Genomic DNA, 23,562 nt, shown 5'->3' with positions numbered 1-23,562 from the left:
ACAACAATGAACAGACTCAAGCGCTTTATCGCTCCCGCGCTGTGCGCCACGCTGCTCGGTGGTGCCGTGCACGCTGAAGAACGCACGCTGCGCGTTTACAACTGGTTCGACTACATCACCCCCAAGGCCCTGGAAGATTTCAAGGCGCAGAACGCCCAGACCAAACTGGTCTACGACATCTTCGATACCAATGAAGCCCTCGAAGCCAAGCTGCTGACCGGCAACTCCGGCTACGACGTGGTGGTGCCGTCCAACGTGTTCCTCGCCAAGCAGATCGAAGCCGGCGTGTTCCAGCCATTGGATCGCAGCAAGCTACCGAACTGGAATCACCTCGATCCAAAGCTCATGAAGCTGATCGAGGCCAACGACCCTGGCAACAAGTTCGCCGTGCCCTACATGTACGGCACCATCCTGATCGGCTTCAACCCGGCCAAGATCAAGGCGGTGCTCGGCGACAACGCCCCGGTGGACAGCTGGGACCTGATCTTCAAGGAAGAGAACATCAGCAAGCTCAAGCAGTGCGGCGTCGCCCTGCTCGACTCGCCGTCGGAGATCCTGCCGCTGGCCCTGCAACACCTGGGCCTGGACCCCAACAGCAAAAAGCCTGCGGACTACGACAAGGCTGAAGCGCTGTTGATGAAGATTCGCCCATATGTCACCTACTTCCACTCCTCCAAGTACATGGCCGACATCGCCAACGGCGACATTTGCGTGGCGGTCGGTTACTCCGGCAGCTTCTCCCAGGCCGCCAACCGCGCCAAGGAAGCCAAGAACGGCGTGGTCGTCGACATGCGCCTGCCCAAGGAAGGCGCGCCGATCTGGTTCGACATGCTCTCCATCCCGAAGGGCGCGAAGAACCCGGAAGACGCCTACACCTTCATCAACTATCTGCTGCAACCCCAGGTGATCGCGCCGGTCAGCGACTTCGTCGGTTACCCGAACCCGAACAAGGACGCCACGGAGCTGGTCGATCCGGCGATCCGCAATAACCCGAACCTGTACCCGACCGAAGCGGCGATGGGCACGCTCTACACCCTGCAACCGCTGCCGCGCGATGCCGAACGCGCGCGGACCCGGGCCTGGACCAAGATCAAGTCCGGGACCTGACACAGACGTTGAAAATGAAGACCCGCCATCGCGCGGGTCTTTTTTTGCCTGCGATATTTATCTACCACCTGGGGCGACGGGCAGCTGGGTACTTTCGCCAGGACCGGCAACTGCTGCCTTCTCCAACAGGACTCCCCAATGAGTGAAAATACCGCTACACCTGCCAACCGCCAGCCACCGGCTCTTTTGAATAAAAGCCTTCTGGTAGACCTGACCAGCGGTGGCCCGCCCCTGCAAGAAGCTGTTGTTCAATTCTTGCAAAAAGCTCTGGAAAAACGGTTTCCCGAACAAAAGATCGACCCTCACACTGCTCTGCTGGCATCACCGCTGTGGCGAGAGCGGGGTGATGATCTCATTAGCGTGCGCAACCTCTTCGAAAGCCTGCCCCACTTACTGGTTCGCATGGCACTGACGGCAACCTCGGCCGACCTGATCGAAGGTGAGCATTTCCTGACCCAGACCCCTCATGCCAGCGACCCCATTCACCTCCCCGTCAGCATGGACGCACTCACCCATCTGCTCAATGAACTTGCCCCTTCGGTGTTCATGGCCTTCGCACAAAGCCAGCTGGATTACTGGAACGGATCCGTGGACCGGATACCTCGCTGGCAAATGCTCTCCGATGCCCTCAAAGACGCGCTCAACGTCCAGTCAGCCAGCGGCTGGGACGCTGACCAATGCACACTGGCGCGGCTTGTTTCGCAATATCCCGACAAGGATTCCCGCCTGGTCGATGACAGCGGGCTGTCTGGTGTTCGTGCCTGCCTGATTGATTTCGATCTCGACTTTGTGATGGCCGAAAGCAGCAGTTCCCGGCATTTGATGCTCTCGGGCGCTCTGGTGTTGAGCGCAAAACGGGGCAGCCGCGATCTGCTGCTGATGTACACCATCAGCGGTGGCTATGAAGCGTTTGAGTCCATGGCGCAATTGGGTGCCGTGCTCCCCGAACGGATCGATCTCGATGTCAGGGGCCAGACCTTGAGGTGGAGGCTCTACGAGCCCGAGGGAAACATTTTCGATGCCATGGTCTGGGCAATGGTGGGCTATCAGATCGACGTCATCGATGCACTGGACCCCACAAGCCGTTCACCACTGGCCGGCATCCCCTATAGGCAGAATACAGACGCCATCGCCAACACCGGGGACAACGCACGAATCAAACAAATGGTAGACGCCCTTCCCGAATGGCTTATGACGGGTTCGCTGAACGATATCCAGGCTTACAGCGATTACCTGACTGAACTGGGTACCCTGCGAGACGCAACCGACCGTGACGCCTTCGACGCCAAGGATATTCCGCCTATTCAAACGTATGCCCTGCAGCAAATGCAGGCCGCCATCGTTGCCGATCGAATGGGCAGCGACACCCACAACCTGCGCCTGGATGACGTTCGCATTACCCTCTTTCCTGCCTACGAAACCAACCTCATTACGGCGCCGGATCCATTTCACCGTAGCGTCGAAACCCTGGCCGAATTCGCCCTGCACAACGCTCAGCCTTACCTCGCGACGGTGACCTATAGCGACGGAACAGCCGTGCCCGACTGGATGACCGACACATACCTGACGCGAATGGCCAACAAAACCGACGCTGGTCAAACCTATCCCCAACTGGTCAAGCGCACACTGATCGACGACCCGGAGCAGGCCCGGCGCCACAGGATCCGCTACTGTCGGCAACTGCCGTTGCTCCTGCCCTTACTGGCGCTGGAATACAAACTCAAGCGCCAGGGCGGGGTCGATGAGATCGGCTATCGCCAGGTCTGCCAACTGATGGCTGCGATCAAAAGCAATTCGCCAGCCGCTCTATGGCCGATTCAGATCCGTCCATTGGCTTTCGTGCCTCATTTTCGTCTGGGTACCACGCCGGATACTGTCGCCAACATGTACATCATCGGCCCGCGCGACAGGCGCAGTGGCCCGTGCCTGCTTTACCGCCCCTTGCTGGCCCTGCCACTGCTGCAGTTTCCCTCCGAGCAGAACATGTTGTACGCGTTTTACCAACCGGGTGAGTTACGTGATTCGATACTGGCCTGGTTGCCGACTTCAGACCTGAGCCTGGAATACGCCAAGTATGTATTTCCCAGCGGGATTCCTTCGCTCTGGACCCTTGTCGACATGGCCACCGAGCCGCTTGCACACCTCGACCTGAGTGCTGGTGTGGAACTGACGAATACCCCTCTGAGCGGCGATATTCCTGCGACCTTGTTCGCCCATAACAGCGAGGCCATGATCGAACTCGCCGACCGCCAATCCACCTCCAATGCCGAGCGGCGCTGGGCACTGCTGGTCGAAACCGGCTGGGCGATTTTCAGTGTCGCGTCGAACTTCTTCAGCGGCCCGGCAGCCGCCGCCGTTTGGGTCTGGCAAATTATCGATCAGATCCAGAAGGTTCGAGACGCCCATGAACACGGCGACCAGGTCGACGAATTGACGTCGGCCGGCGACCTCCTGCTGACCCTCGGCATTCTGCTCACCCATCGGATCGCCACTCGACGCATACGACCTTCAAGCATACTCGATAAAGTCCCCGAGCCAGGAAGCCAGCTCATGGGTGAGCCGCCGCTGATCAACCCTGCCGCAAAAAAGGCTGTATCGGTCACGCAGGACCCGACCCCGCTCAGCGGTCAACAGCTCAACACCCACTCTTCGGCTCTGGTACCCGCCACCGCCACCCTCGGCCGCCTCAACGCAAAGGCAGCATTTTTAAAGAACATCGATAGCTTCCAGGTGCCGGCGCCCTCTTTGCACGGTGACGCTCAGGCCAATGCCGAACACCTCTATGAATTCTCGGGAAAGCTGTATGCACAGGTCGGCGCGCGATGGTTTCAAGTCAGTGCCGAAACCGATGCACCGATTTTCATCGTCGATCCGAACGACCCGACGCGCTCCGGCTTTTGCGTGCAATACGACGAAAGCGCGGGACGCTGGCATTGGGACCTCAAGTTGCGCCTGCGCGGCGGCGGTCCGACAGGTCGCATCGAGGCTCTGCGTCGCGCAAAACTTGCGCAAAAGGATGAGGCATGGACCGCGTTGAAATCATTCTTCAGCCGGGAAGCCACTCTCAAAGCCAGCGTGGATGAGGCTCTGAACGCCATGGAGAGCAATGAGGTCTCAGCCCCCGACTCCGAAGAATCCATCGCTTCCTACACGGAAAAGACCAATGAACTGGCCAACGTCTATGGCCAGGCGTTGCAAGACCTTGAAAAGTGGCGCATCGCAGGTGGCAACGGCGTGGTGTATCAATCGCAACTGATGCGCCTGACCATTGAGCAGCATCGCTTTCTCAATGGATGGATGCGAATGAAGTTGCTCGCGTACGCGAAAATCGTCACTCCCCTGCTCAACCAGGCAGAAGGTTCAGAGGGAATGCCACGTGCCGAGCAGGTGCTGGCCGCGGAAAAAGCCATCGGAGTGAGCAACGAAATCATTGACCGCCTCGACCGACTGCAGGTTTCTCTGGACAGGTTGACGAACCACAGCGGCATCACCCGCAAAGTTGCCATCGACCTGTCGAAACTGAGCCCGTCTCTCTCGCGTTTCGACCTGGAGGCCAATGAAGTCAGTATGTCCAGTGAGCTCTGCCTGCGTGACAGGGCGGGTAGCGACATCAGTGAGGTACGCCGGCAGGTCGAAGACATTTTCGATAATGCAGCCGAAGCCGCCCACGCTCTGGCTGAACGGCGCAGTGCTACACCGCCCAACATCGATCAGCTCACCCATCTGGTCGATCGACTGGCCGATTGCGAAAAACGCCTGCAAGTACTCTTCGCCACTTCGTCTGATGACCTGGAATCAGGACGATTCATACGGGTACAGCAGTTGGTCACGCAGTTCCACCAAACAGCGCGTAACCGTTTGCTCAGCTTGCTGCCGGAGCCTGATGAGGTCCCGGTCGCAGCGATGGCCAGGCTCGAAACCGGCCCTTCCACTTCGAGAGCCATTGGCAAGGTGAGCAAGGCTCGGCCACGCGTCCAGGAAACGAAAAAGGCGCCGTCAACGGACATGGAGGCCAGCGCAGAAATCCCCATCGTCGACAGGACCAGCGGTCGTCCAGTGAAACCGGCTGTACGGGATGACGCCAGCATCGTGGCCAACGGATTGAGCCTGAGTGTAGATATCAACGAGTTCATCCGCCGTATACGCGCAGACGCCGAACGCCCTTCGCGCGTTCCGGCGGACATGAAAGACCTGTTCGATCAACAGGCGGCACGTCTCGAACAGGCTGCCAACGAAGTTGATAACGTTTTGGCTCGTAAAAGAAACGAGTTTCCGGTGGCTAATCTCGGCCTTGAATTGAGAGAGGGCGCCGCGAAAGCCAGACGCGAAGGTATCGCCGTATACGGTGGCATGCTCATGAAGCGCAAACCCCGGGAAACCTACCTGAAATGGTTACAGGAACACGAGCTGCTTGAGATCATCAAAGACCCGCGCGGGCGCATCAGGACCAAACAACGCAAGGACTACTTTCAGGAATACAAAATCCACGACCGGGCGCGCAATAAGCCATTGTGGGTAGCGCACTTTCACTACGACAGACTGACCGATCCTGATGAAGGGTTCACGGCCGCGCACCTCAAGTTTGCCGATGAGTATTTGCGCGAACTGCCAGTCACGTCCCGTCAGGAACTGGAAGTCTTCGATGCGGTGGACAACGCACTGCGCCGAATCGTAGATCCACAGGTGCGGGATCTGTTTCTGCAACCCGAACCGAAGATGCCGCCTGCACAGTAAAAAGTTCAGTCGCGCCAGACCTTGCTCAACCGTGTCAGAGCCGCTTTTATCGCCGGCTCTGGCACGGCAGCAAAACCGAGAACCAGACCGGCTCGCTGATCCAGCGGAGTCTGCGAATCGGGTAACCAATAGCTGCTCAATCCATTGACTTCAACGCCGACGGTTTCGGCCCTTTCGATCAGCTCGCGCTCGCGTGCAACGCTGCTCACCGGGACTGTCAGGTGCAATCCGGCCATGACATTGGGCAGATTGCCGACACCCTCGATGTTTGTCGGCCAATGCGTCAGCAGGCAGTTGCGCCGACTCAACGCGGCACGGCGCATACGCCGGATGTGCCGCTGAAAATGCCCGGCAGCCATGAACTCGGCCATTACCGCCTGAGTGCTCACTTCCGAATGCCGCACATCCACTGCGCGCCTTTGCGCGAACGCATTCACCAAACCTGGCGGCAACACCAGGTAACCCAGACGCAATGCCGGAAACGCGACCTTGCCGAACGTCCCCACATACAACACCCGCCCGTGCCGATCGAGTGCCGCCAAGGGTGCCAGCGGCGCGCCGCTGTATCGATACTCGCCGTCGTAATCGTCCTCGACGATCCAGCCTTGGGTACGCTCGGCCCAGGCCAGCAACTCCAGACGTCGCGCCAGGCTCATGACCACACCGGTGGGATACTGATGCGATGGTGTTACGTATGTCAGGCGGCAATCACTGAGCTGCGTCAGTTCGCCACAATTGATGCCCTCACTATCGACCGCGACCCCGTGCAAGCACGCCCCTGCTACGGCAAACGCATGACCCGCCGCACGGTAGCCCGGATTTTCGATCGCCACGCCGTCGCCCGGCTCCACCAGCAGCTGTGCACAAAGGCTGATCCCCTGCTGTGCACCACTGGTGATCACAATTTGCTCAGCCGTGCACTGCATACCCCGCGAACTGCGCAAGTACGCGGCGATCATCCCGCGCAGGCGCGCATCGCCCGCCGGATCGCCATAACACAGCTGCTGCAGATCCGGTTTGCGCCAGAAAGCCGCATTCAGCTTGGCCCAGACCTCAAACGGAAACAGGTCGAAGGCCGGAACACCGACCCGAAATGCCCGGGGCGGACCGCTTGGCGGCAGTGCCAAATGGTTCTTTTCAACCCGCCCCAATGCACCGCTGTGGATAACTTTGCTGGATGAATCCACAGGTAAATCCAGCCAATTTGTGGATAAGGTTGTGGGTAAGCCTGTTGACAACCCTGTGGATACTTTTGTGGATAGTTTTTTTGCCGGTAATGCACTTTGCGGCAATTGGGCGACATAAGTCCCGTCGCCCACCCGTCCCTCGATGAAGCCTTCCGCATACAGCTGATCGTAGGCACGGACCACACTGTTGCGGGAAATCGCCAATGCCGCCGCCAGGTCACGACTGGCCGGCAGACGCATGCCACTGGCGAGCCGACCGTCGAGCACGCGGATGCGCAGCGCCTGATAGAGCTGGCGGCTCAGCCCCAGACGGCGATCAAGTTCAATCCCCGCAGGATTGAACGACATGGACAGCGGCTGAGAATCCGACATGGCAATGGACCTATTAAATTGGTCATTAATGGCTCTTACAACAGACCAATAGCCTGCCTAGGATGCAGGCATTCGCCAAGGAAAATTTCCATGTACACGCCACGCGCCTTTGCCATTGATGACTTGTCCCAATTACACGAATTGATCCTCGCTACTCGCCTCGCCATATTGGTGACTCACGGCGAGCACGGCTTGCAAGCCAGCCACGTACCGGTGTTGCTCCATCGCGAACAGGGTCCGAACGGCACGCTGTACGGGCATCTGGCCAAGGCCAATCCGCAGTGGAAAGACCTGCGCGACGGTGCTGAAGCCCTGCTGATTTTCTCCGGTGCCGATGCCTACGTCAGCCCTGGCTTTTATCCGAGCAAGGCCGAGCACGGAAAAGTCGTGCCGACATGGAACTACGTCGCCGTCCACGCCTATGGCCGCGCCGAAACATTCAGCGATGGCGGACGGCTGCTCGACATCGTTAGCACCCTCACCGATCGCCATGAGGCCGGCCGCGCCCAGCCATGGAAAGTCGCCGACGCCCCCGCCGACTACATCGACGGCATGCTCAAGGCCATCGTCGGTTTTGCCTTGCCGATCCAGCGCCTGGAAGGAAAACGCAAGCTCAGCCAGAACCGTAGCCCCGCAGACATTGCCGGCGTGCGCGAGGGGCTGAGTGCCAGCCCTGATGTGCACGATCAGGCCCTCGCCCACTTGATGCGTTAAGGAATGAACATGAGTCAGATCGAGATCCGCCAGGTCAGCGCCGACGACTACGCCGCGTGGCTGCCGCTATGGCAGGCCTACCTGCGCTTCTACAATACGGAACTGCCTGAAGCGGTCACCCAAAGTACCTGGCAGCGCATGCTCGACCCGAGCGAGACGACTCATGCAGCCCTCGCCTGGGCCGACGGCAAAGCGGTGGGCATGGTGCATTTCATCTACCATCGTTCGAACTGGAGCATCGAAAACTCCTGCTACCTGCAAGACTTGCTGGTGGCACCCGAAACCCGTGGCACCGGTGTCGGTCGCCAGTTGATCGAATTCGTCTACACCACCGCCAAGGCCGATGGTTGCTGCAAGGTCCATTGGCTGACCCACGAAACCAACGCCACTGCGATCCGGCTCTACGAGCGCATCGCCGAACGTCCCGGTTTCATCCAGTTTCGTAAAGCCATTTAAGGTTCAAGGAGAACAACATGTCGACTTCACTCAGCGACTGGAAAGGCGTCCCGGCCCCCACGGTACAAACCCTCGAAGGGCGTTTCATCCGCCTGGAAAAACTCGACCCGGCGCGCCATGGCGATGACCTGTTCAAAGCCCTGCAAGGCCCCGGCGCCGACCCGAAACTCTGGGACTACTTGCCCTACGGGCCGTTCCCGGAGCGCAGCGCGTTCAACGATTGGCTGAATAACCATGCGGCCAATAGTGACCCCTACTTCTTCAGCGTGATCGACCGTAGCAGTGGTGAAGTGCAAGGCATCCTCAGCCTGATGTCGATCGTCCCGTCCCAGGGCCGCATCGAAATCGGCCACGTCACCTTCGGCGCGCCGATGCAGCGTTCGCCGAAAAGCACCGAAGCGATTTATCTGCTGGCCAGGGAATCCTTCGCCCTCGGCTACCGTCGCCTGGAATGGAAGTGCAACAACGGCAACGCCCGCTCCAAATACGCGGCTGAGCGACTGGGCTTCAGTTTCGAAGGGGTGTTCCGCCAGCACATGGTGGTCAAGGGGCAAAATCGGGATACGGCGTGGTATTCGATTCTGGACTCGGAATGGCCGGCGATTGAGGCGGGGTTTGAGCGCTGGCTGAGCGATGAGAACCAGAGTGATTCGGGACAGGTAAAAACGCTTTCCGAGTGCCGCGGCTAATCAATTGAGGATCAGCAACACCTGATCTCTGTAGGAGCCGGCAAGCCGGCGCCTACAAATGATCGGTGCTGATTCAGCTGATATCACGTCGAACGCGTACCACTCCCATCTTCAATCCAAACGGGCGGAATACTGCATTAAGTGACTTCAGCGTCTGATTTCCTTCCCCATGCTCGATATGCACCAAAGTGCGAACCGAGATTTTGCACATCTTGGCAAATTGAGTCTGATGCAGGCCGGTCACTTCCACTCGCAGGCGCCGGACGGCTTCGCCTATTTCAATCGAGCCTTGGGTGAGTCCTTCTTGAATGTTTTCTATGAGCACCGTGCGCTCGGCAACGGTCATGCTCATTTCAGATCCCACTCTTTCAAACGTTGCTCCAGATTTTTCAATGCAATGCGCGGGTGATTCATCGTCGTGGCGGGCAATCCACTGGCGGTCAAAATATCGGGAAGTGCCACCAAACGTTGTGCCTCCTCCCGCAAGCGCTCGAAAGAGTCTGGCGCGTCAGCCAACGCTGCCAATGGATCTTCCGGATCAGCGATATTCGCCAATGCTCGACAGACTCCGCGCCAATCGACTTCGCCTGCCCTCTCCAACTCTTTTGGCCACTTGGTCGTGCGGGTCACACCTTCGTCATCCATCACCATTGGCGCCAAATCATAAATCGGCGCCAAACGAAACGAGTCCATATCCCGGATAATTGCGGTGTTGCGGCCATGGTTATCCGAGTTACCGAGGATTTTGTTGAGCAGATCCCGACGCAGGTAATCGGCAACAAGATCCGGAATCCGATCCGCCTGCCCTACTTCGCGCCAGAGCCCGGCAAGCATGCGGATAACCTCCATGTGGTTCATCGCACTTCCAGGCTTGGTGACATTCGCCAGCGAATAAATCGACTCTACCGCCAAACGCTCTACACCCTGGACTGTTACCTGACGATCAAAACGCTGCATCCACAAGCTGGGTTTGGTCGCTTCCTCTAACGCCAATCCTTCCTCAACGACTGTTTCGATACCCAGCGCCTGGAGAGCTTTGTAGTAGTGGTATTCGCTTCGCAGGATATCTTGATCAGTCTGGTTACCTTTATTGCGGGCAAACTTCACAAACCAATGTTGGGTGACATCCCGGTCTTCCAGCACTGCGTCCGGATACAAGAGGCCGGTCTTGTTTTCGGCCAACAAAAGCTTCGGTGCCTCACCTCCGGCGCCTGTCGCACCGCCAATCGCAGCGCCCAGCTCATAGGCGTATTCGAGAAAACGGTTGTCTCGACTGATGACATCCTGACGCTCAAACCCAATAGGCTCACGCTCATCAACCGCCTCGGCAGATTCTTTGATTCGCATGTTGCCGATAGGTGCCGGTGTACTCCTGCCCAACAGGTAAAGGTCGGCACTGATGTCAGCGGGTTTGTCTTGCCCTACGCGTGCGAGAAGAAATCGTTTTGCAGCTCCGGCAGGTGCAATGTCATGCACGAATGCTGGCGCGTTGGATCGCCGACCTTCCCAATCCAATGGGATTCTTGCACTCACAGCCTTGGAGAACGGGGATCCGATGGCTTCATGGTTATCGACGAGATAACCCGTTTCGTAACCAAAATTGCACCGGCTTTCGAAACCCTTTTCAGGGTTATCAAAGCTCAAGACCATAGCGTCGGACCATTCACCCGCCGTAAAAATCTGCAATGTCAGGTTGTACATGCTTTTCCACCTGCATTTAAATGCACTTTTTGAAGAGCTCCACCAAGTATAAACGCAATATAATGCATCAGAGGCAAATCAACAGCATTGCCATACGCAATAAAATGCACACGAAAGGTAATCCCCTGCCGTAAAACTGCAAAATAATGCAGTTTTAGCAGTGACGCTTAGGTGCTGTCGGGAAGACATCAGAAAAAATGCGCGCTTCCAGGAAAGGAGTTGCAGGCATAAAAAAAGGGGAGCACATGCCCCCCCGAGGTTTAAAGCGTTGAATCGAGGCTGTTAACTCAGCCTTCGATCTCGATCAGGATTTCACCCGGATTAACCCGGTCGCCCTTGGCCACGTGAATGGCGGTGACTTTGCCGGCGATGGCGGCCTGGACTTCGGTTTCCATCTTCATCGCTTCGGTGATCAGCACGGCCTGGCCTGCCTTGACGGTGTCACCTTCCTTGACCAGCACATCGACGATGTTGCCTGGCATGGTGGTGCTGACATGGCCTGGTGCGCTGGCCTGCTTGCGCTTGCTGCTGCCGCCGCCGACGAACTCGTTGAGCGGCTCGAACACCACCTCTTCCGGCATGCCGTCGATGGACAGGTAGAAGTGACGCTTGCCTTCGGACTTGACGCCAACACCGGTGATATCGACGCGGTAGGTTTCGCCGTGAACGTCGATGACGAACTCGGTCGGCACGCCTTCGCCGCCTGCCGAAGCCACCTTGCCGGCTTCCGGAATCGGCAACAGCACTTCAGGTGTCAGGGTTCCAGCCGCACGCTCTTCGAGGAACTTGCGGCCGATGTCCGGGAACATGGCGTAGGTCAGCACGTCTTCTTCAGACTTGGCCAGTGCACCGATATCGGCGCGCAGCTTGGCCATTTCCGGCTTGAGCAGGTCGGCCGGGCGAACGTCGATAACCTCTTCGCTGCCGATGGCCTGGCGACGCAGCTTCTCGTTCACCGTGCCCGGCGCCTTGCCGTAGCCACCTTGCAGGTAGAGCTTCACTTCGTTGGTGATGGTCTTGTAGCGCTCGCCGGCCAGCACGTTGAAGAACGCCTGGGTGCCGACGATCTGCGACGTCGGGGTCACCAGCGGCGGGAAGCCGAGGTCTTCGCGAACCCGCGGAATCTCGGCCAGCACTTCGCTCATGCGGTTGAGGGCGCCCTGCTCTTTCAACTGGTTGGCCAGGTTGGAAATCATCCCGCCCGGTACCTGGTTGACTTGGACACGGGTGTCGACGGCAGTGAATTCGCTTTCGAACTGGTGGTACTTCTTGCGCACGGCGTAGAAATACAGACCGATCTCTTGCAGCAGCTCCAGGTTCAGGCCGGTGTCGAACTCGCTGCCTTTAAGGGCGGCGACCATCGACTCGGTACCCGGGTGGCTGGTGCCCCAGGCGAAGCTGGAGATCGCGGTGTCGATGTGGTCGGCGCCGTTTTCGATAGCCTTCATCTGGCACATTGCAGCCAGACCAGCGGTGTCATGGGAGTGGATGAACACGGGCAGCGATTGCTCGGCTTTCAGTGCCTTGACCAGTTCACCGGTGGCGTACGGGGTCAGCAGGCCAGCCATGTCCTTGATCGCCACCGAGTCGCAACCCATGGCTTCCATTTGCTTGGCCTGGTTCACGAAGGCCTCGATGGTGTGCACCGGGCTGGTGGTGTAGGCGATGGTGCCTTGGGCGTGTTTGCCCGCCGCTTTCACCGCTTCGATGGCCACGCGCAGGTTACGCACGTCGTTCATGGCGTCGAAAATGCGGAACACGTCGATACCGTTGACTGCAGCCTTGGCAACGAAGGCTTTGACCACGTCGTCGCTGTAGTGGCGGTAGCCCAGCAGGTTCTGGCCACGCAGGAGCATTTGCAGACGGGTGTTAGGCAGCGCGGCGCGCAATTGGCGCAGACGCTCCCACGGGTCTTCTTTCAGGAAGCGTACGCAGGCGTCGAACGTCGCGCCGCCCCAGCACTCCAGCGACCAGTAGCCGACTTTGTCGAGCTTGTCGCAGATCGGCAGCATGTCTTCGGTGCGCATGCGGGTCGCGAGCAGCGATTGGTGGGCGTCGCGCAGGATCGTGTCGGTAACGTGGATTTGCTTGCTCATTGTTCTATTCCTCACAGGCCTGCGTGGGCGGCGATGGCGGCGGCGATGGCCAGGGCCAGCTCTTCGGGTTTGCGCTTGATCGAGTAGTTGGTCAGTTCAGGGTGGCTTTCAACAAAGCTGGTGTTGAACTGGCCGCTACGGAATTCCGGATTGCGGAGGATTTCCTGGTAATACGCGGCGGTGGTCTTGACCCCTTGCAGACGCATGTCGTCGAGGGCGCGCAAGCCACGGTCCATCGCCTCTTCCCAGGTCAGCGCCCACACCACCAGTTTCAGGCACATGGAATCGTAGAACGGTGGAATGGTGTAACCGGTGTAGATCGCCGTGTCGGTACGCACGCCAGGACCGCCGGGCGCGTAATAACGGGTGATCTTGCCGAAGCTCGGCAGGAAATTGTTTTTCGGGTCTTCGGCGTTGATCCGGAATTGCAGCGCGAAACCGCGGTGCTGGATGTCTTCCTGTTTCACCGAAAGCGGCAGGCCGGAGGCGATGCGGATCTGCTCACGGACAATGTCGATGCCGGTGATTTCTTCGGTGATGGTGTGTTCCACCTGCACCCGGGTGTTCATCTCCATGAAGTACACCTCGCCCTCGGCGAGCAGGAACTCCACGGTGCCGGCATTCTCGTAGCCCACGGCCTTGGCTGCGCGTACCGACAGGTCGCCGATGTAGGCGCGCTGTTCCGGGGTCAGTTGCGGGCTCGGGGCGATCTCGATCAGCTTCTGGTTGCGGCGCTGGATCGAGCAGTCACGCTCGAACAGGTGCACCACGTTGCCGAAGCTGTCACCGAGAATCTGCGCTTCGATGTGTTTCGGATTGACGATGCATTTTTCCAGGAACACTTCCGCCGAACCGAACGCCTTGGTGGCTTCGGAAATCACTCGCGGGAAAGCCTGTTCGAGTTCTTCACGGCTGTTGCAACGACGAATGCCGCGACCGCCGCCACCGGAGGTAGCCTTGAGCATCACCGGGTAACCGATGCGGTCGCCTTCGGTCAGGGCTTCTTCGATGCCCGACACGTTGCCTTCGGTGCCCGGGGTGACCGGCACGCCGGCCTTGATCATGCTGCGGCGCGCTTCAGTCTTGTCGCCCATGCGGCGAATGACTTCCGCCGACGGGCCGATGAATTTGATACCGCGCTCAGCGCAGATCTCCGCCAGTTCGGCGTTTTCCGAAAGGAATCCGTAACCGGGATGCAATGCATCGCAGCCGGTTTCCACGGCCAGGTTCACCAGCTTGCGCGGGTTCAGGTAACCGGCCAAGGGCTCGGCACCAATACTGTGGGCCTCGTCCGCACGCTTCACATGCAAGGCATGACGGTCGGCGTCGGAATAGATCGCGACCGAGCGAATGCCCATTTCGGCGCAGGCACGCACGATTCGTACGGCAATCTCACCACGGTTGGCGATCAGGATCTTTGTTATCACTTGGAAATTCCCTTGAGCCGGTGGTACCCACGACCTGCTAGACCAGGTCGACGCGTGACCAAATGTTTCAATTTGGTCGCAGGTCCACACTAGCGCCCACAAGGGATTAACAAAAATGAATAATTATTGGGTCGCGCATAAGTAAAGACTTATAGTTGATTCTCCAGCCAGCGGCGAGAGTGACCAGATAATGCGTAAGTCATTGATGCGTATGACTTTACGGCAATTGCAGATCTTCAACGAGGTCTGTGATTTGCGGTCGTACAGTCGCGCGGCCGAGGAAATGTCGCTCACACAACCTGCCGTCAGCCTGCAGATTCGTCAACTTGAAGAGCTGATTGGCCAGCCTTTGTTCGATTACGTCGGCAAAAAACTCTACATGACCGAAGCGGCTGAAGCGTTACAGCGGGCCAGCCGGGATATTTTCGGACGCCTGGAAAACCTCGACATGCAGTTGTCGGACATGCAGGGCTCGCTGCAGGGGCAACTGAAACTGGCGGTGGAATCCAGCGCCAAATATTTCGTGCCGCACTTGTTTGCCGCCTTCAAACGCCAACACCCGGAGGTGAACCTGCAACTGACGGTGGTCAATCGCGGCCAGGTTATTCGGCGTTTGTCGGACAACCGCGACGACCTGGTGATCATGTCCATGGTGCCTCAGGACATGGGCCTGGAATTCCTGCCGTTCCTGAACAACCCGATCGTCGCCGTGGCGCCACCGGATCACCCGCTGTGTCATATGGGGCCGCTGCGCCTGCAGGATCTCGAGCCCTACACACTGCTGTTGCGTGAGCCAGGCTCCGGGACGCGGCTGGCGTGCGAAGAATACTTCAAAGAGAAACGCGTGCACTTCAACCAGACCCAGGAAGTCTCGTCTGCCGAAGCCCAGCGTGAATGTGTACTGGCAGGCCTGGGCGTTGCGCTGTTGACGCGCCACGCCCTGAACCTTGAGCTGGCAACCGGTGGGCTGATCGAGCTACCCGTCGAAGAGCTGCCACTGTTTCGCAGTTGGTGCCTGGTGCAGGCCAAGGCGAAACGCCTGTCACCGGTGGCTCACGCCTTCCTGGCATTTATCCGTAGTGAACGGATTCAAATCAGCGCGCTGGTTGAGCGTTTCGACGGGAAGTCGAGGGAGTTGCCTGCCAGAAGTTGAGTTCCAACTCCGGAAAATCGCCAATTTCGGCCAGAAGCTGACGGCGTTCGCAGCGATCTTCAATGGCGCGACGGAATTCCATGCGGCGCTGATCTTCTTGCTGACGACGGGTTTTGACAGCGCTGTTGCGTTCTTCGTAAGGCATGGCCATTTCGAGTCTCCCAAGGCGAGTACGGGAGTTTCAAGATAGGCGCCGAGGATGACGGTTTGGCGGCTCGGGCGTTACAGACTGATGAAACGTGCGGCGTATTCGAGGACGCCTTCGCGAGCAAGCCCGCTCCCACATTTGACCGTATCCATCTGGCAGAACTCGGTCGAATGTGGGAGCGGGCTTGCTCGCGAATAAGGTCGGAACGACCTTACGACGACATCAGTCGTCCAGCGCTTTCACCGACTTGGGCGACAACCGCAAGCTGCGCAGGCTGCGCTTGACGCTCTTGAGGTGATTGACCAGGCTCGGACCACGCGCCATGGCCACGCCCATTGCCAGCACGTCGATCACCACCAGGTGGGCGATACGCGACGTCAGCGGCGTATAGATTTCAGTGTCTTCATGCACATCGATCGCCAGATTGACCGTCGACAGCTCGGCCAATGGTGTCTGGCTCGGGCACAAGGTGATCAGCGAAGCACCGCTTTCGCGCACCAGGTTGGCGGTGATCAGCAGGTCCTTGGAGCGCCCGGACTGGGAAATGCAGATCGCCACGTCGGTTGGCTTGAGCGTCACGGCCGACATCGCCTGCATGTGCGGGTCAGAATACGCCGCTGCCGTCAGCAGCAAGCGGAAGAACTTGTGCTGGGCGTCCGCTGCGACCGCACCGGAGGCGCCGAAGCCATAGAACTCGACACGCTGGGCCTGGGACATGAGCGTCACGGCCCTCTGCAATTCCAGCGGATCGAGTTTCTCGCGAACCTCCATCAACGTATGCAGGGTGGTGTCGAAGATTTTCAGGCTGTAGTCGGCGACCGAATCATCCTCATGGATCGCAAACTGGCCGAAACTCGCACCTGCCGCCAGGCTCTGGGCCAGCTTCAGCTTCAGGTCCTGAAAGCCGGAACAACCGATGGCACGGCAAAAACGCACGATGGTCGGCTCACTGATGCCCACGCTGTGGGCCAGGTCGGCCATGGAGCTGTGCATCACGGCCGCAGGATCAAGCAGCACATGGTCGGCGACCTTGAGCTCCGACTTGCGTAACAGGTGGCGAGACTGGGCGATGTGTTGCAGCAGATTCAAAGGGCTGGACTCTTTGTTATTGGCAGGTGCCGGGGATGTAGCACGCTTGTAGTTATACTACATGAATCGGCTTTTTGCCTGCTCAATGCGTAACCGGATCCCTCGATTTCAGGTGCCCGCGCCTCATGTAGCACTCGCGCTCGACGCTCAGGCGCACCATCGCGACATCACTGGACGGGCAGCGCCCCCACCATTAATGCTTGCATATCGATATTCAGATGATAAATACCGGAACACACAACCTTACAAAGCCAAACTAAAAAACTTATCGCTCGCAACTTCAGATGGATATATTAATTCGGCAGGAAGCAATATAACTAATTACTGGAGTTACAAACCATGAGTATTAAAACCAAAGACTGGACCGCACAAATCGACCGAATGCCTGGGAGCCAGTCTTTCCGCGTCAATGGCACCGTAACCGTTGCCGATCCCCGCGTTATACCAAAACTGGAACTCAGCGATATTCAGGATAAGTCCTTTGATCTGCGACTGGATCTGGTACTTGCAATACCTCAGGATATTACACTGCATGTCTTAACTGACAAATTCATCGAATATAAAACAATGGGAGACTCTAACGTCAGTGGCGTTAGTATCTTCTACGAAGGAGAGTTGCTGCACCATATCGATGAAGTCATGATTTCCAGCTAAGTACACATCGACTTCCCGTCGGCTCTGGAAAACAACCGGCGGGAAGCACCTTTTCAATCCATGGATTGTTCGCGCAGCAGCGCCGCAAGCCCATCCGCCTCGACCGGCCGGCTGATGAGATAGCCTTGCACCTCGTCACAGAGCTCATTCTTGAGAAACTCAAGCTGCTCGCGTCGTTCGACCCCTTCCGCCACGACCTTCAACGACAAGCCGTGTGCCATGGCAATGATTGCCCGGGTAATCGCCGCGTCTTCAGTGCCCTCACCCAATCCGCGGATAAACGCCTGGTCGATCTTCACGTAATCCACCGGAATCCGCTTGAGGTAACTCAGGGACGAATACCCCGTGCCGAAATCATCGATGGCCAGCTTCACCCCTAGATCTCGCAATTGCTGGAAAGTAGCGATGATATGTTCGACGCTGTCGAGCAACTGGCTTTCAGTGAGTTCCAGCTCCAGGAGGTGCGGTGCCAGCGCGGTTTCCTCCAGGACCTGTCGCACCAGACTGACCAGCTTGCCTTGGCGCAACTGGTGTACCGACAAATTGACCGACACCCGGATCGGCTCAAGCCCCTGCCGCTGCCACTCACAGGCTTGCCAGCAGGCCTGACGCAACACGAACTCACCGATCGGGCCGATCAATCCAGTCTCTTCAGCCAGGCCGATGAAATCCCCCGGCGGCACACGGCCCATGGTCGGATGATCCCAGCGCACCAAGGCTTCGGCGGCATTGAGCTTGCCCGTGGCAAGGCACAGCTTGGGTTGGTAAAACACCTTCAGCTGTTGCTCTTCGACGGCCTTGCGCAAATGGTTTTCCAACTGCAAGCGCTCCAGCGTGCTGGCTTGCAGACTGTCGGTGTAAAACTGGAAGTTATTACCACCCAGGTGTTTGGCGTGTTGCATGGCCATGTTCGACTGACTGACCAATGCAGATATTTCCCGGGCGCTGTCCGGCAACAGGCTGATACCCATCGACGCACTGACCACCAGCTCATGGCCGTCGATGGTGACGGGCAAACGCAACTTGCTCGCCAGACGAGTCGCCACCCGGGCCAGGCTCGAAAGGTTGCCATAGGAATTGAACAGCACGGCAAATTCGTCACCGGAAAGGCGCGCGATGGTGTCTGCCTCAGGCAATGCATTCACCAGTCGCCGGGCCATTTTCTGCAATAACTGGTCGGCGACTTCATGCCCAAGGCTGTCGTTGAGTTGCTTGAACCGATCGAGATTGATGTGCAGCAACGCCAGGCTGCGATAACCGCCCTGTCGCACTCGTTGGTGAGCCTCGCTGAGTCGTTCGCGGAACATCGAGCGGTTGGCCAGACCGGTAAGTTCGTCGTAATGGGTCAGATAGCGCATCCGCTCTTCGGATTCCCGGCGGGCGGAGAGATCAGCGAAGAAGCCCACAATATGGCTGACATTTCCCCGGGTATCGCGCACAGCATTCAGTTGCAGCCATTGCGGATACATCTCGCCGTTCTTGCGGGTTTCCACCAATTCGCCCTGCCAGCTGCCTTGCTGTTCCAGCGCCTGATGTATTGCGGCGTAATGCCGACGCGCATCGCGGCTGCAGGGCAACTCAACGACATTGCGGCCGATCATGTCTTCGATGTCATAGCCGGTCACTCGACTGAAGGCTTGATTGACCGCGATCAGGGCGTAGTTCGGATCGAAAATCACGATCCCTTCGCTGGCCGCCTCGAAAACGGTCGCCGCCAGTTGCCGCTGTTCTTCCAGGCCTTTGCTGACGCTGATGTCGCGGCGAGTGCCAACCATGCGAATCACCCGGCCGTTTTTGGCGCGCTCGACCGCCCGCCCACGGTCCTCGATCCAGACCCAGTGGCCGTCGCCATGCCGTACGCGATACTCGATCTGATAGTCCTCGGTGCGGCCCTTCATATGCTCGACCAGCGCCCTTTTCAGCGCAGGAAGATCCTCGGGATGCAGGCGCGGCTTGAGGTGACGCAGTAATGCGGTGACCTGCTCCGGCTCCAGGCCGAACAATTCCTGAATCTGCGTGTGATGGACTTCGTCGGTTTGCAGATTCCAGTCCCACAACCCCAACTCGCTGGCCTTCAATGCCAGCGCCAGACGCGCCTCACTCTTGCTCAGCGCCTGGTTGGCAGCGTCCAGCTCCAGGCTGCGCTGAGCGACACGGTTTTCCAGGTCGATCTGAATCTCCCGCAACTCGTCCTCGGCCCGTCGGCGCTGTTCGATCTCCTTGGCCAGCTTCTGATTGAGCTGATCACTGCAGCTTTGCGCCTGCTGCAAATGCTCGATCAGTGCCTGATTCTGAAAGCGTCGCATCAAGCCCCGATCGATCAATCGATTGACCTGCCAGGCAACCACGCTCAATGCACCGAGCAGAATCAGCCCGAACCAGCCCCAACCTTGCTGCTGCTCGCCCCCCCCAAAAAACATATAGGCGATGGCCGGCAACAGGCAGGGCAAGGTAAAAGACAGAAAGGCCGGCAAACTGACCGCATAAGCCACGCTGGCCGAAAGCGCTGCGGCGCCGATGAGGCCGAAGACCCAGGCTTGCTGAATGAAGTTGTCGGCGGGAGCCAGGGCGATGCCGGCACCGGCCAGGGTCAGGCCGGTGAGGCCGGAGCCCAGCCAGAACATCCTTCGCCAAATGGGATGGGCCTGTCGATTGGGAATTGCCGAGTCGAAGGCTGCGACCTGAATCACCCGTAATGCCACCAGTGACAACAACCACACCAGCCAGACACTGACCAGGAAGTAGCGCTGCGGACTCCAGAGCAAACCGGCGCAGACCAGGCCATTGATCAGCATGAACAACGTGGGCAGCAGCGAGCCCTGATACAACAGGCGCGTGCGTTCGACCGCCATTTCCATGGCGTACTGTTTACGGATCTCCCGGGGTTCCACAATGGGGCCCGACAGGTCGAAGCTGAGGGTCATAGGCGATGTTCTTGTTCTTATAATGATGAGCATGAGCCCGAAACTGCTCGGAGCATACACAAGCAATTGCCCGGACCAAACTGCTGCTGATCAATAAATCGCCAAATTTTTCAGTCGCCGACGCCCCCTGAAAACGCTGAAGACTCGCCCCGCCAACGCCTGCAGCCGATGACCGACCGGTCGTCCTTCGCATAACTTTCATCGGCTAAAGCGAAGCGGAGTTTGCCCGGTGTGTCGCGTCCCCCTAGAATGCCCTGATGCGCGATGATCTCTCCCTTCTGCTGAACTCCCTCAACGATGCCCAACGCCAGGCCGTAGCGGCCCCCGTGGGTCGTCAGTTGGTCCTGGCCGGTGCTGGTTCCGGTAAAACCCGAGTGCTGGTGCACCGTATCGCCTGGCTGATCCAGGTCGAAAACGCCTCGCCCCACTCCATCCTGTCGGTGACCTTCACCAACAAGGCTGCTGCCGAGATGCGCCAGCGCATCGAGCAGTTGATGGGTATCAACCCGGCCGGCATGTGGGTCGGCACCTTCCACGGCCTGGCGCACCGCTTGTTGCGGGCGCACTGGCAGGAAGCGGGCTTAAGCCAGACTTTCCAGATTCTCGACAGCGACGACCAGCAACGGCTGGTCAAGCGGGTGATCCGCGAGCTCGGCCTGGATGAGCAACGCTGGCCGGCCCGTCAGGCCCAGTGGTTCATCAACGGGCAGAAAGACGAAGGCCTGCGTCCGCAACACATTCAAGCCAGCGGTGACCTGTTCCTGGCGACCATGCGCGGCATCTATGAAGCCTACGAGGCCGCCTGCCTGCGTGCGGGTGTCATCGACTTCTCCGAATTGCTGCTGCGCGCCCTCGATCTGTGGCGCGATCACCCAGGCCTGCTCGCTCACTATCAAAAGCGCTTCCGGCACATCCTGGTGGACGAGTTCCAGGACACCAACGCCGTGCAGTACGCCTGGTTGCGCCTGCTGGCCAAGGGTGGCGACAGCCTGATGGTGGTGGGCGACGACGACCAGTCGATCTACGGCTGGCGCGGCGCGAAAATCGAGAACATCTACCAGTACTCCGAAGACTTCCCGGACGCCGAAACCATTCGCCTGGAGCAAAACTATCGCTCCACCGCCGGCATCCTGAAGGCAGCCAACGCCTTGATCGCCAACAACACCGGGCGCCTGGGCAAGGAGCTGTGGACAGACGGCGGCGACGGCGAAGCGATCAACCTGTACGCCGCCTTCAACGAACACGACGAAGCCCGCTACGTTGTCGAAACCATCGAAAGCGCGCTGAAAACCGGCTTGTCTCGCAGCGATATCGCGATTCTGTACCGCTCCAACGCCCAGTCGCGGGTTCTGGAAGAGGCCTTGCTGCGCGAGCGCATTCCCTACCGTATCTATGGCGGTCAGCGCTTCTTCGAACGCGCCGAAATCAAGAACGCCATGGCTTACCTGCGGTTACTTGAAGGACGGGGCAACGACGCGGCACTGGAACGGGTCATCAACGTGCCAGCCCGCGGCATCGGCGAGAAAACCGTCGAAGCGATCCGCGACCATGCGCGCCACAGCGACGTGTCGATGTGGGAAGCGATGCGCCAACTGGTAGCCAACAAAGGCCTGACCGGTCGTGCAGCCGGTGCCCTCGGCGCGTTTATCGAGCTGATCGAGAACCTCGCTGCCAAGTGCATGGAAATGCCGCTGCATCTGATGACCCAGACCGTCATCGAGCAGTCGGGGCTGATCGCCTATCACGAAGCGGAAAAAGGCGAGAAAGGCCAGGCCCGGGTAGAAAACCTTGAGGAACTGGTCAGCGCCGCGCGCAACTTCGAAAACAGCGAAGAAGACGAAGACCTGACGCCGCTCGCGGCCTTCCTCGGTCATGCGTCGCTGGAAGCCGGCGACACCCAGGCCGACGAGCACGAAGACAGTATTCAATTGATGACCCTGCACAGCGCCAAGGGCCTGGAATTCCCTTACGTGTTCCTGGTGGGCATGGAGGAAGGCCTGTTCCCGCACAAGATGAGCCTGGAAGAACCCGGCCGCCTTGAGGAAGAGCGTCGTCTGGCCTATGTCGGCATCACTCGGGCCATGCAGAATCTGGTGATGACCTACGCCGAAACCCGCCGCCTGTATGGCAGCGAGACCTACAACAAGGTGTCGCGCTTCGTACGCGAAGTTCCGAAAGGCCTGATCCAGGAAGTGCGGTTGTCCAATAGCGTCAGCCGTCCGTTCGGTGGCAACCAGTCGATGAGTGGCAGCAACCTGTTCAGCGGCAGCGAGATTCCGCAGACCGGCTTCAGCCTGGGCCAGACTGTGCGCCACTCGATATTCGGTGACGGCGTGATCCTCAACTTCGAAGGCGCCGGGGCCCAGGCCCGGGTACAGGTGAACTTCAGCGAAGGCAGCAAGTGGCTGATGCTGGGTTATGCCAAGCTGGAAGCGATCTAAAGCTCGCAGAAGGATCAATGTGGGAGCGGGCTTGCTCGCGAATACGGTGGGTCAGTCTCTATTGAGGTTGCCTGACACTCCGCTTTCGCGAGCAAGCCCGCTCCCACAAGGTTCTGTGTAGTCTCCAGTTTCATGTAAGCAATCAAGGAACCGTCATGGGCTCGGGCTTTTTTTCTTCCTGGACATTCTGGGCCCTGTTATCCGCGGCTTTCGCGGCGATGACCGCCATTTTCGCGAAAGTCGGCATCGAAAACGTCAATTCCGACTTCGCCACCCTGCTGCGTACGATCGTGGTATTGGTCAGCCTGGCCTTGATTTTGTACGCCACGGGCCAATATCAGTCATTGGGATCGATCTCTGCGAAGAGTTATCTGTTCCTGTTGTTGTCGGGCCTGGCCACCGGGGCGTCGTGGATCTGCTATTTCCGCGCACTCAAGGTCGGTCCGGCCTCACTGGTCGCTCCAGTGGACAAACTCAGCGTGGTGCTGGTCGCCATACTGGGCGTGGTTCTGCTGGGAGAAAAACTCGACCTGCGCCAATGGGGCGGAATCGGTCTGATCACGGCCGGGGTCGTCATGCTGGCCCTACGACGCTAGGCGAACGTCCTACAAAACTTTTCCACTCATCTGACATATCAAAATCAAAAGGCCTTATTGCGCTGACTGAAGCT

Annotated in this window: 17 protein-coding genes; 9 read left to right on the top strand and 8 right to left on the bottom strand. The window is 58.6% G+C overall.

Translation table 11 applies throughout. The features are described 5' to 3' along the window. The first annotated feature begins 6 nt into the window (after positions 1-6). Positions 7-1,107 carry a polyamine ABC transporter substrate-binding protein gene (locus ACEN8Q_RS23535; protein ID WP_413423270.1) on the top strand — a complete coding sequence of 367 codons (1,101 nt, stop codon included), beginning with the start codon at positions 7-9 and terminating at the stop codon, positions 1,105-1,107. Between the two features lie 138 nt (positions 1,108-1,245). Further along, complete coding sequence (locus ACEN8Q_RS23530; protein ID WP_413703809.1) at positions 1,246-5,841, top strand: dermonecrotic toxin domain-containing protein; 4,596 nt, start codon at positions 1,246-1,248, stop codon at positions 5,839-5,841. Between the two features lie 5 nt (positions 5,842-5,846). Here ACEN8Q_RS23530 and ACEN8Q_RS23525 read toward each other — a convergent pair whose 3' ends face one another. Next, positions 5,847-7,400: a PLP-dependent aminotransferase family protein gene (locus tag ACEN8Q_RS23525; RefSeq protein ID WP_413423266.1), complete on the bottom strand. Its 1,554-nt coding sequence runs from the start codon at positions 7,398-7,400 to the stop codon at positions 5,847-5,849. Between the two features lie 90 nt (positions 7,401-7,490). On the opposite strand from ACEN8Q_RS23525, the gene ACEN8Q_RS23520 reads away from it, so the two are divergent. From ACEN8Q_RS23520 to ACEN8Q_RS23510, 3 genes are read left to right on the top strand one after another with little or no spacing between them, the layout of a single operon-like run. Next, positions 7,491-8,114, top strand: coding sequence for an FMN-binding negative transcriptional regulator (locus ACEN8Q_RS23520; RefSeq protein ID WP_413423264.1), 624 nt, complete (start codon positions 7,491-7,493; stop codon positions 8,112-8,114). A gap of 9 nt (positions 8,115-8,123) precedes the next feature. Beyond that, positions 8,124-8,570, top strand: a complete 447-nt coding sequence (locus tag ACEN8Q_RS23515; protein ID WP_413423262.1) for an N-acetyltransferase family protein — start codon at positions 8,124-8,126, stop codon at positions 8,568-8,570. A 17-nt stretch (positions 8,571-8,587) separates the two neighbouring features. Then, positions 8,588-9,259 (top strand): GNAT family N-acetyltransferase, encoded by a 672-nt coding sequence (locus ACEN8Q_RS23510; protein ID WP_413423260.1) that lies wholly within the window; start codon positions 8,588-8,590, stop codon positions 9,257-9,259. Between the two features lie 73 nt (positions 9,260-9,332). Here ACEN8Q_RS23510 and ACEN8Q_RS23505 read toward each other — a convergent pair whose 3' ends face one another. The 4 genes from ACEN8Q_RS23505 to ACEN8Q_RS23490 all read right to left on the bottom strand — a co-directional run bounded on the left by ACEN8Q_RS23505 (position 9,333) and on the right by ACEN8Q_RS23490 (position 14,483). Continuing rightward, positions 9,333-9,611: a helix-turn-helix domain-containing protein gene (locus tag ACEN8Q_RS23505; protein ID WP_085716166.1), complete on the bottom strand. Its 279-nt coding sequence runs from the start codon at positions 9,609-9,611 to the stop codon at positions 9,333-9,335. Further along, complete coding sequence (locus tag ACEN8Q_RS23500; protein WP_413703808.1) at positions 9,608-10,960, bottom strand: HipA domain-containing protein; 1,353 nt, start codon at positions 10,958-10,960, stop codon at positions 9,608-9,610. The genes ACEN8Q_RS23505 and ACEN8Q_RS23500 overlap by 4 nt, the downstream gene beginning before the upstream one ends. Before the next feature lie 287 nt (positions 10,961-11,247). Then, positions 11,248-13,056: a sodium-extruding oxaloacetate decarboxylase subunit alpha gene (oadA, locus tag ACEN8Q_RS23495; protein ID WP_413428441.1), complete on the bottom strand. Its 1,809-nt coding sequence runs from the start codon at positions 13,054-13,056 to the stop codon at positions 11,248-11,250. Positions 13,057-13,067: 11 nt separating this feature from the next. After that, the gene (locus ACEN8Q_RS23490; protein ID WP_007971702.1) at positions 13,068-14,483 is read right to left on the bottom strand and encodes an acetyl-CoA carboxylase biotin carboxylase subunit; all 1,416 of its coding nucleotides are present in this window, start codon (positions 14,481-14,483) and stop codon (positions 13,068-13,070) included. 190 nt (positions 14,484-14,673) lie between these two features. Between ACEN8Q_RS23490 and ACEN8Q_RS23485 the strand changes: the two genes are divergently transcribed. After that, a complete protein-coding gene (locus tag ACEN8Q_RS23485) occupies positions 14,674-15,636 on the top strand; it encodes a LysR family transcriptional regulator (protein ID WP_008018315.1) in 963 nt (320 codons plus the stop codon). Here the strand turns inward: ACEN8Q_RS23485 and ACEN8Q_RS23480 are convergent. Together ACEN8Q_RS23480 and hexR are read right to left on the bottom strand one after the other, a co-directional pair. Then, positions 15,578-15,787, bottom strand: a complete 210-nt coding sequence (locus tag ACEN8Q_RS23480) for a PA3496 family putative envelope integrity protein (protein WP_008018316.1) — start codon at positions 15,785-15,787, stop codon at positions 15,578-15,580. The genes ACEN8Q_RS23485 and ACEN8Q_RS23480 overlap by 59 nt on opposite strands. Before the next feature lie 219 nt (positions 15,788-16,006). Beyond that, positions 16,007-16,873, bottom strand: a complete 867-nt coding sequence (hexR, locus tag ACEN8Q_RS23475; RefSeq protein WP_007954250.1) for a transcriptional regulator HexR — start codon at positions 16,871-16,873, stop codon at positions 16,007-16,009. 339 nt (positions 16,874-17,212) lie between these two features. Between hexR and ACEN8Q_RS23470 the strand changes: the two genes are divergently transcribed. Continuing rightward, entirely contained in the window at positions 17,213-17,527 is a 315-nt protein-coding gene (locus ACEN8Q_RS23470) for a hypothetical protein (protein ID WP_413428440.1), read from the top strand. A 53-nt stretch (positions 17,528-17,580) separates the two neighbouring features. On the opposite strand, the gene ACEN8Q_RS23465 is transcribed toward ACEN8Q_RS23470, so the two are convergent. Then, the gene (locus tag ACEN8Q_RS23465) at positions 17,581-20,451 is read right to left on the bottom strand and encodes a putative bifunctional diguanylate cyclase/phosphodiesterase (RefSeq protein ID WP_413428439.1); all 2,871 of its coding nucleotides are present in this window, start codon (positions 20,449-20,451) and stop codon (positions 17,581-17,583) included. A gap of 257 nt (positions 20,452-20,708) precedes the next feature. Between ACEN8Q_RS23465 and uvrD the strand changes: the two genes are divergently transcribed. Then, complete coding sequence (uvrD, locus tag ACEN8Q_RS23460; RefSeq protein WP_095964375.1) at positions 20,709-22,892, top strand: DNA helicase II; 2,184 nt, start codon at positions 20,709-20,711, stop codon at positions 22,890-22,892. 155 nt (positions 22,893-23,047) lie between these two features. Then, positions 23,048-23,488 (top strand): EamA family transporter, encoded by a 441-nt coding sequence (locus ACEN8Q_RS23455; RefSeq protein WP_007989639.1) that lies wholly within the window; start codon positions 23,048-23,050, stop codon positions 23,486-23,488. The last annotated feature ends 74 nt before the right edge of the window (positions 23,489-23,562 follow it).

The sequence above is a fragment of the Pseudomonas sp. Pseusp16 genome (genome assembly GCF_047324915.1).
Lineage (GTDB): Bacteria > Pseudomonadota > Gammaproteobacteria > Pseudomonadales > Pseudomonadaceae > Aquipseudomonas > Aquipseudomonas fluorescens_CD.
Note: the sequence above shows the minus strand (reverse complement) of the source record. Positions and strands in the feature narration are given on the sequence as shown.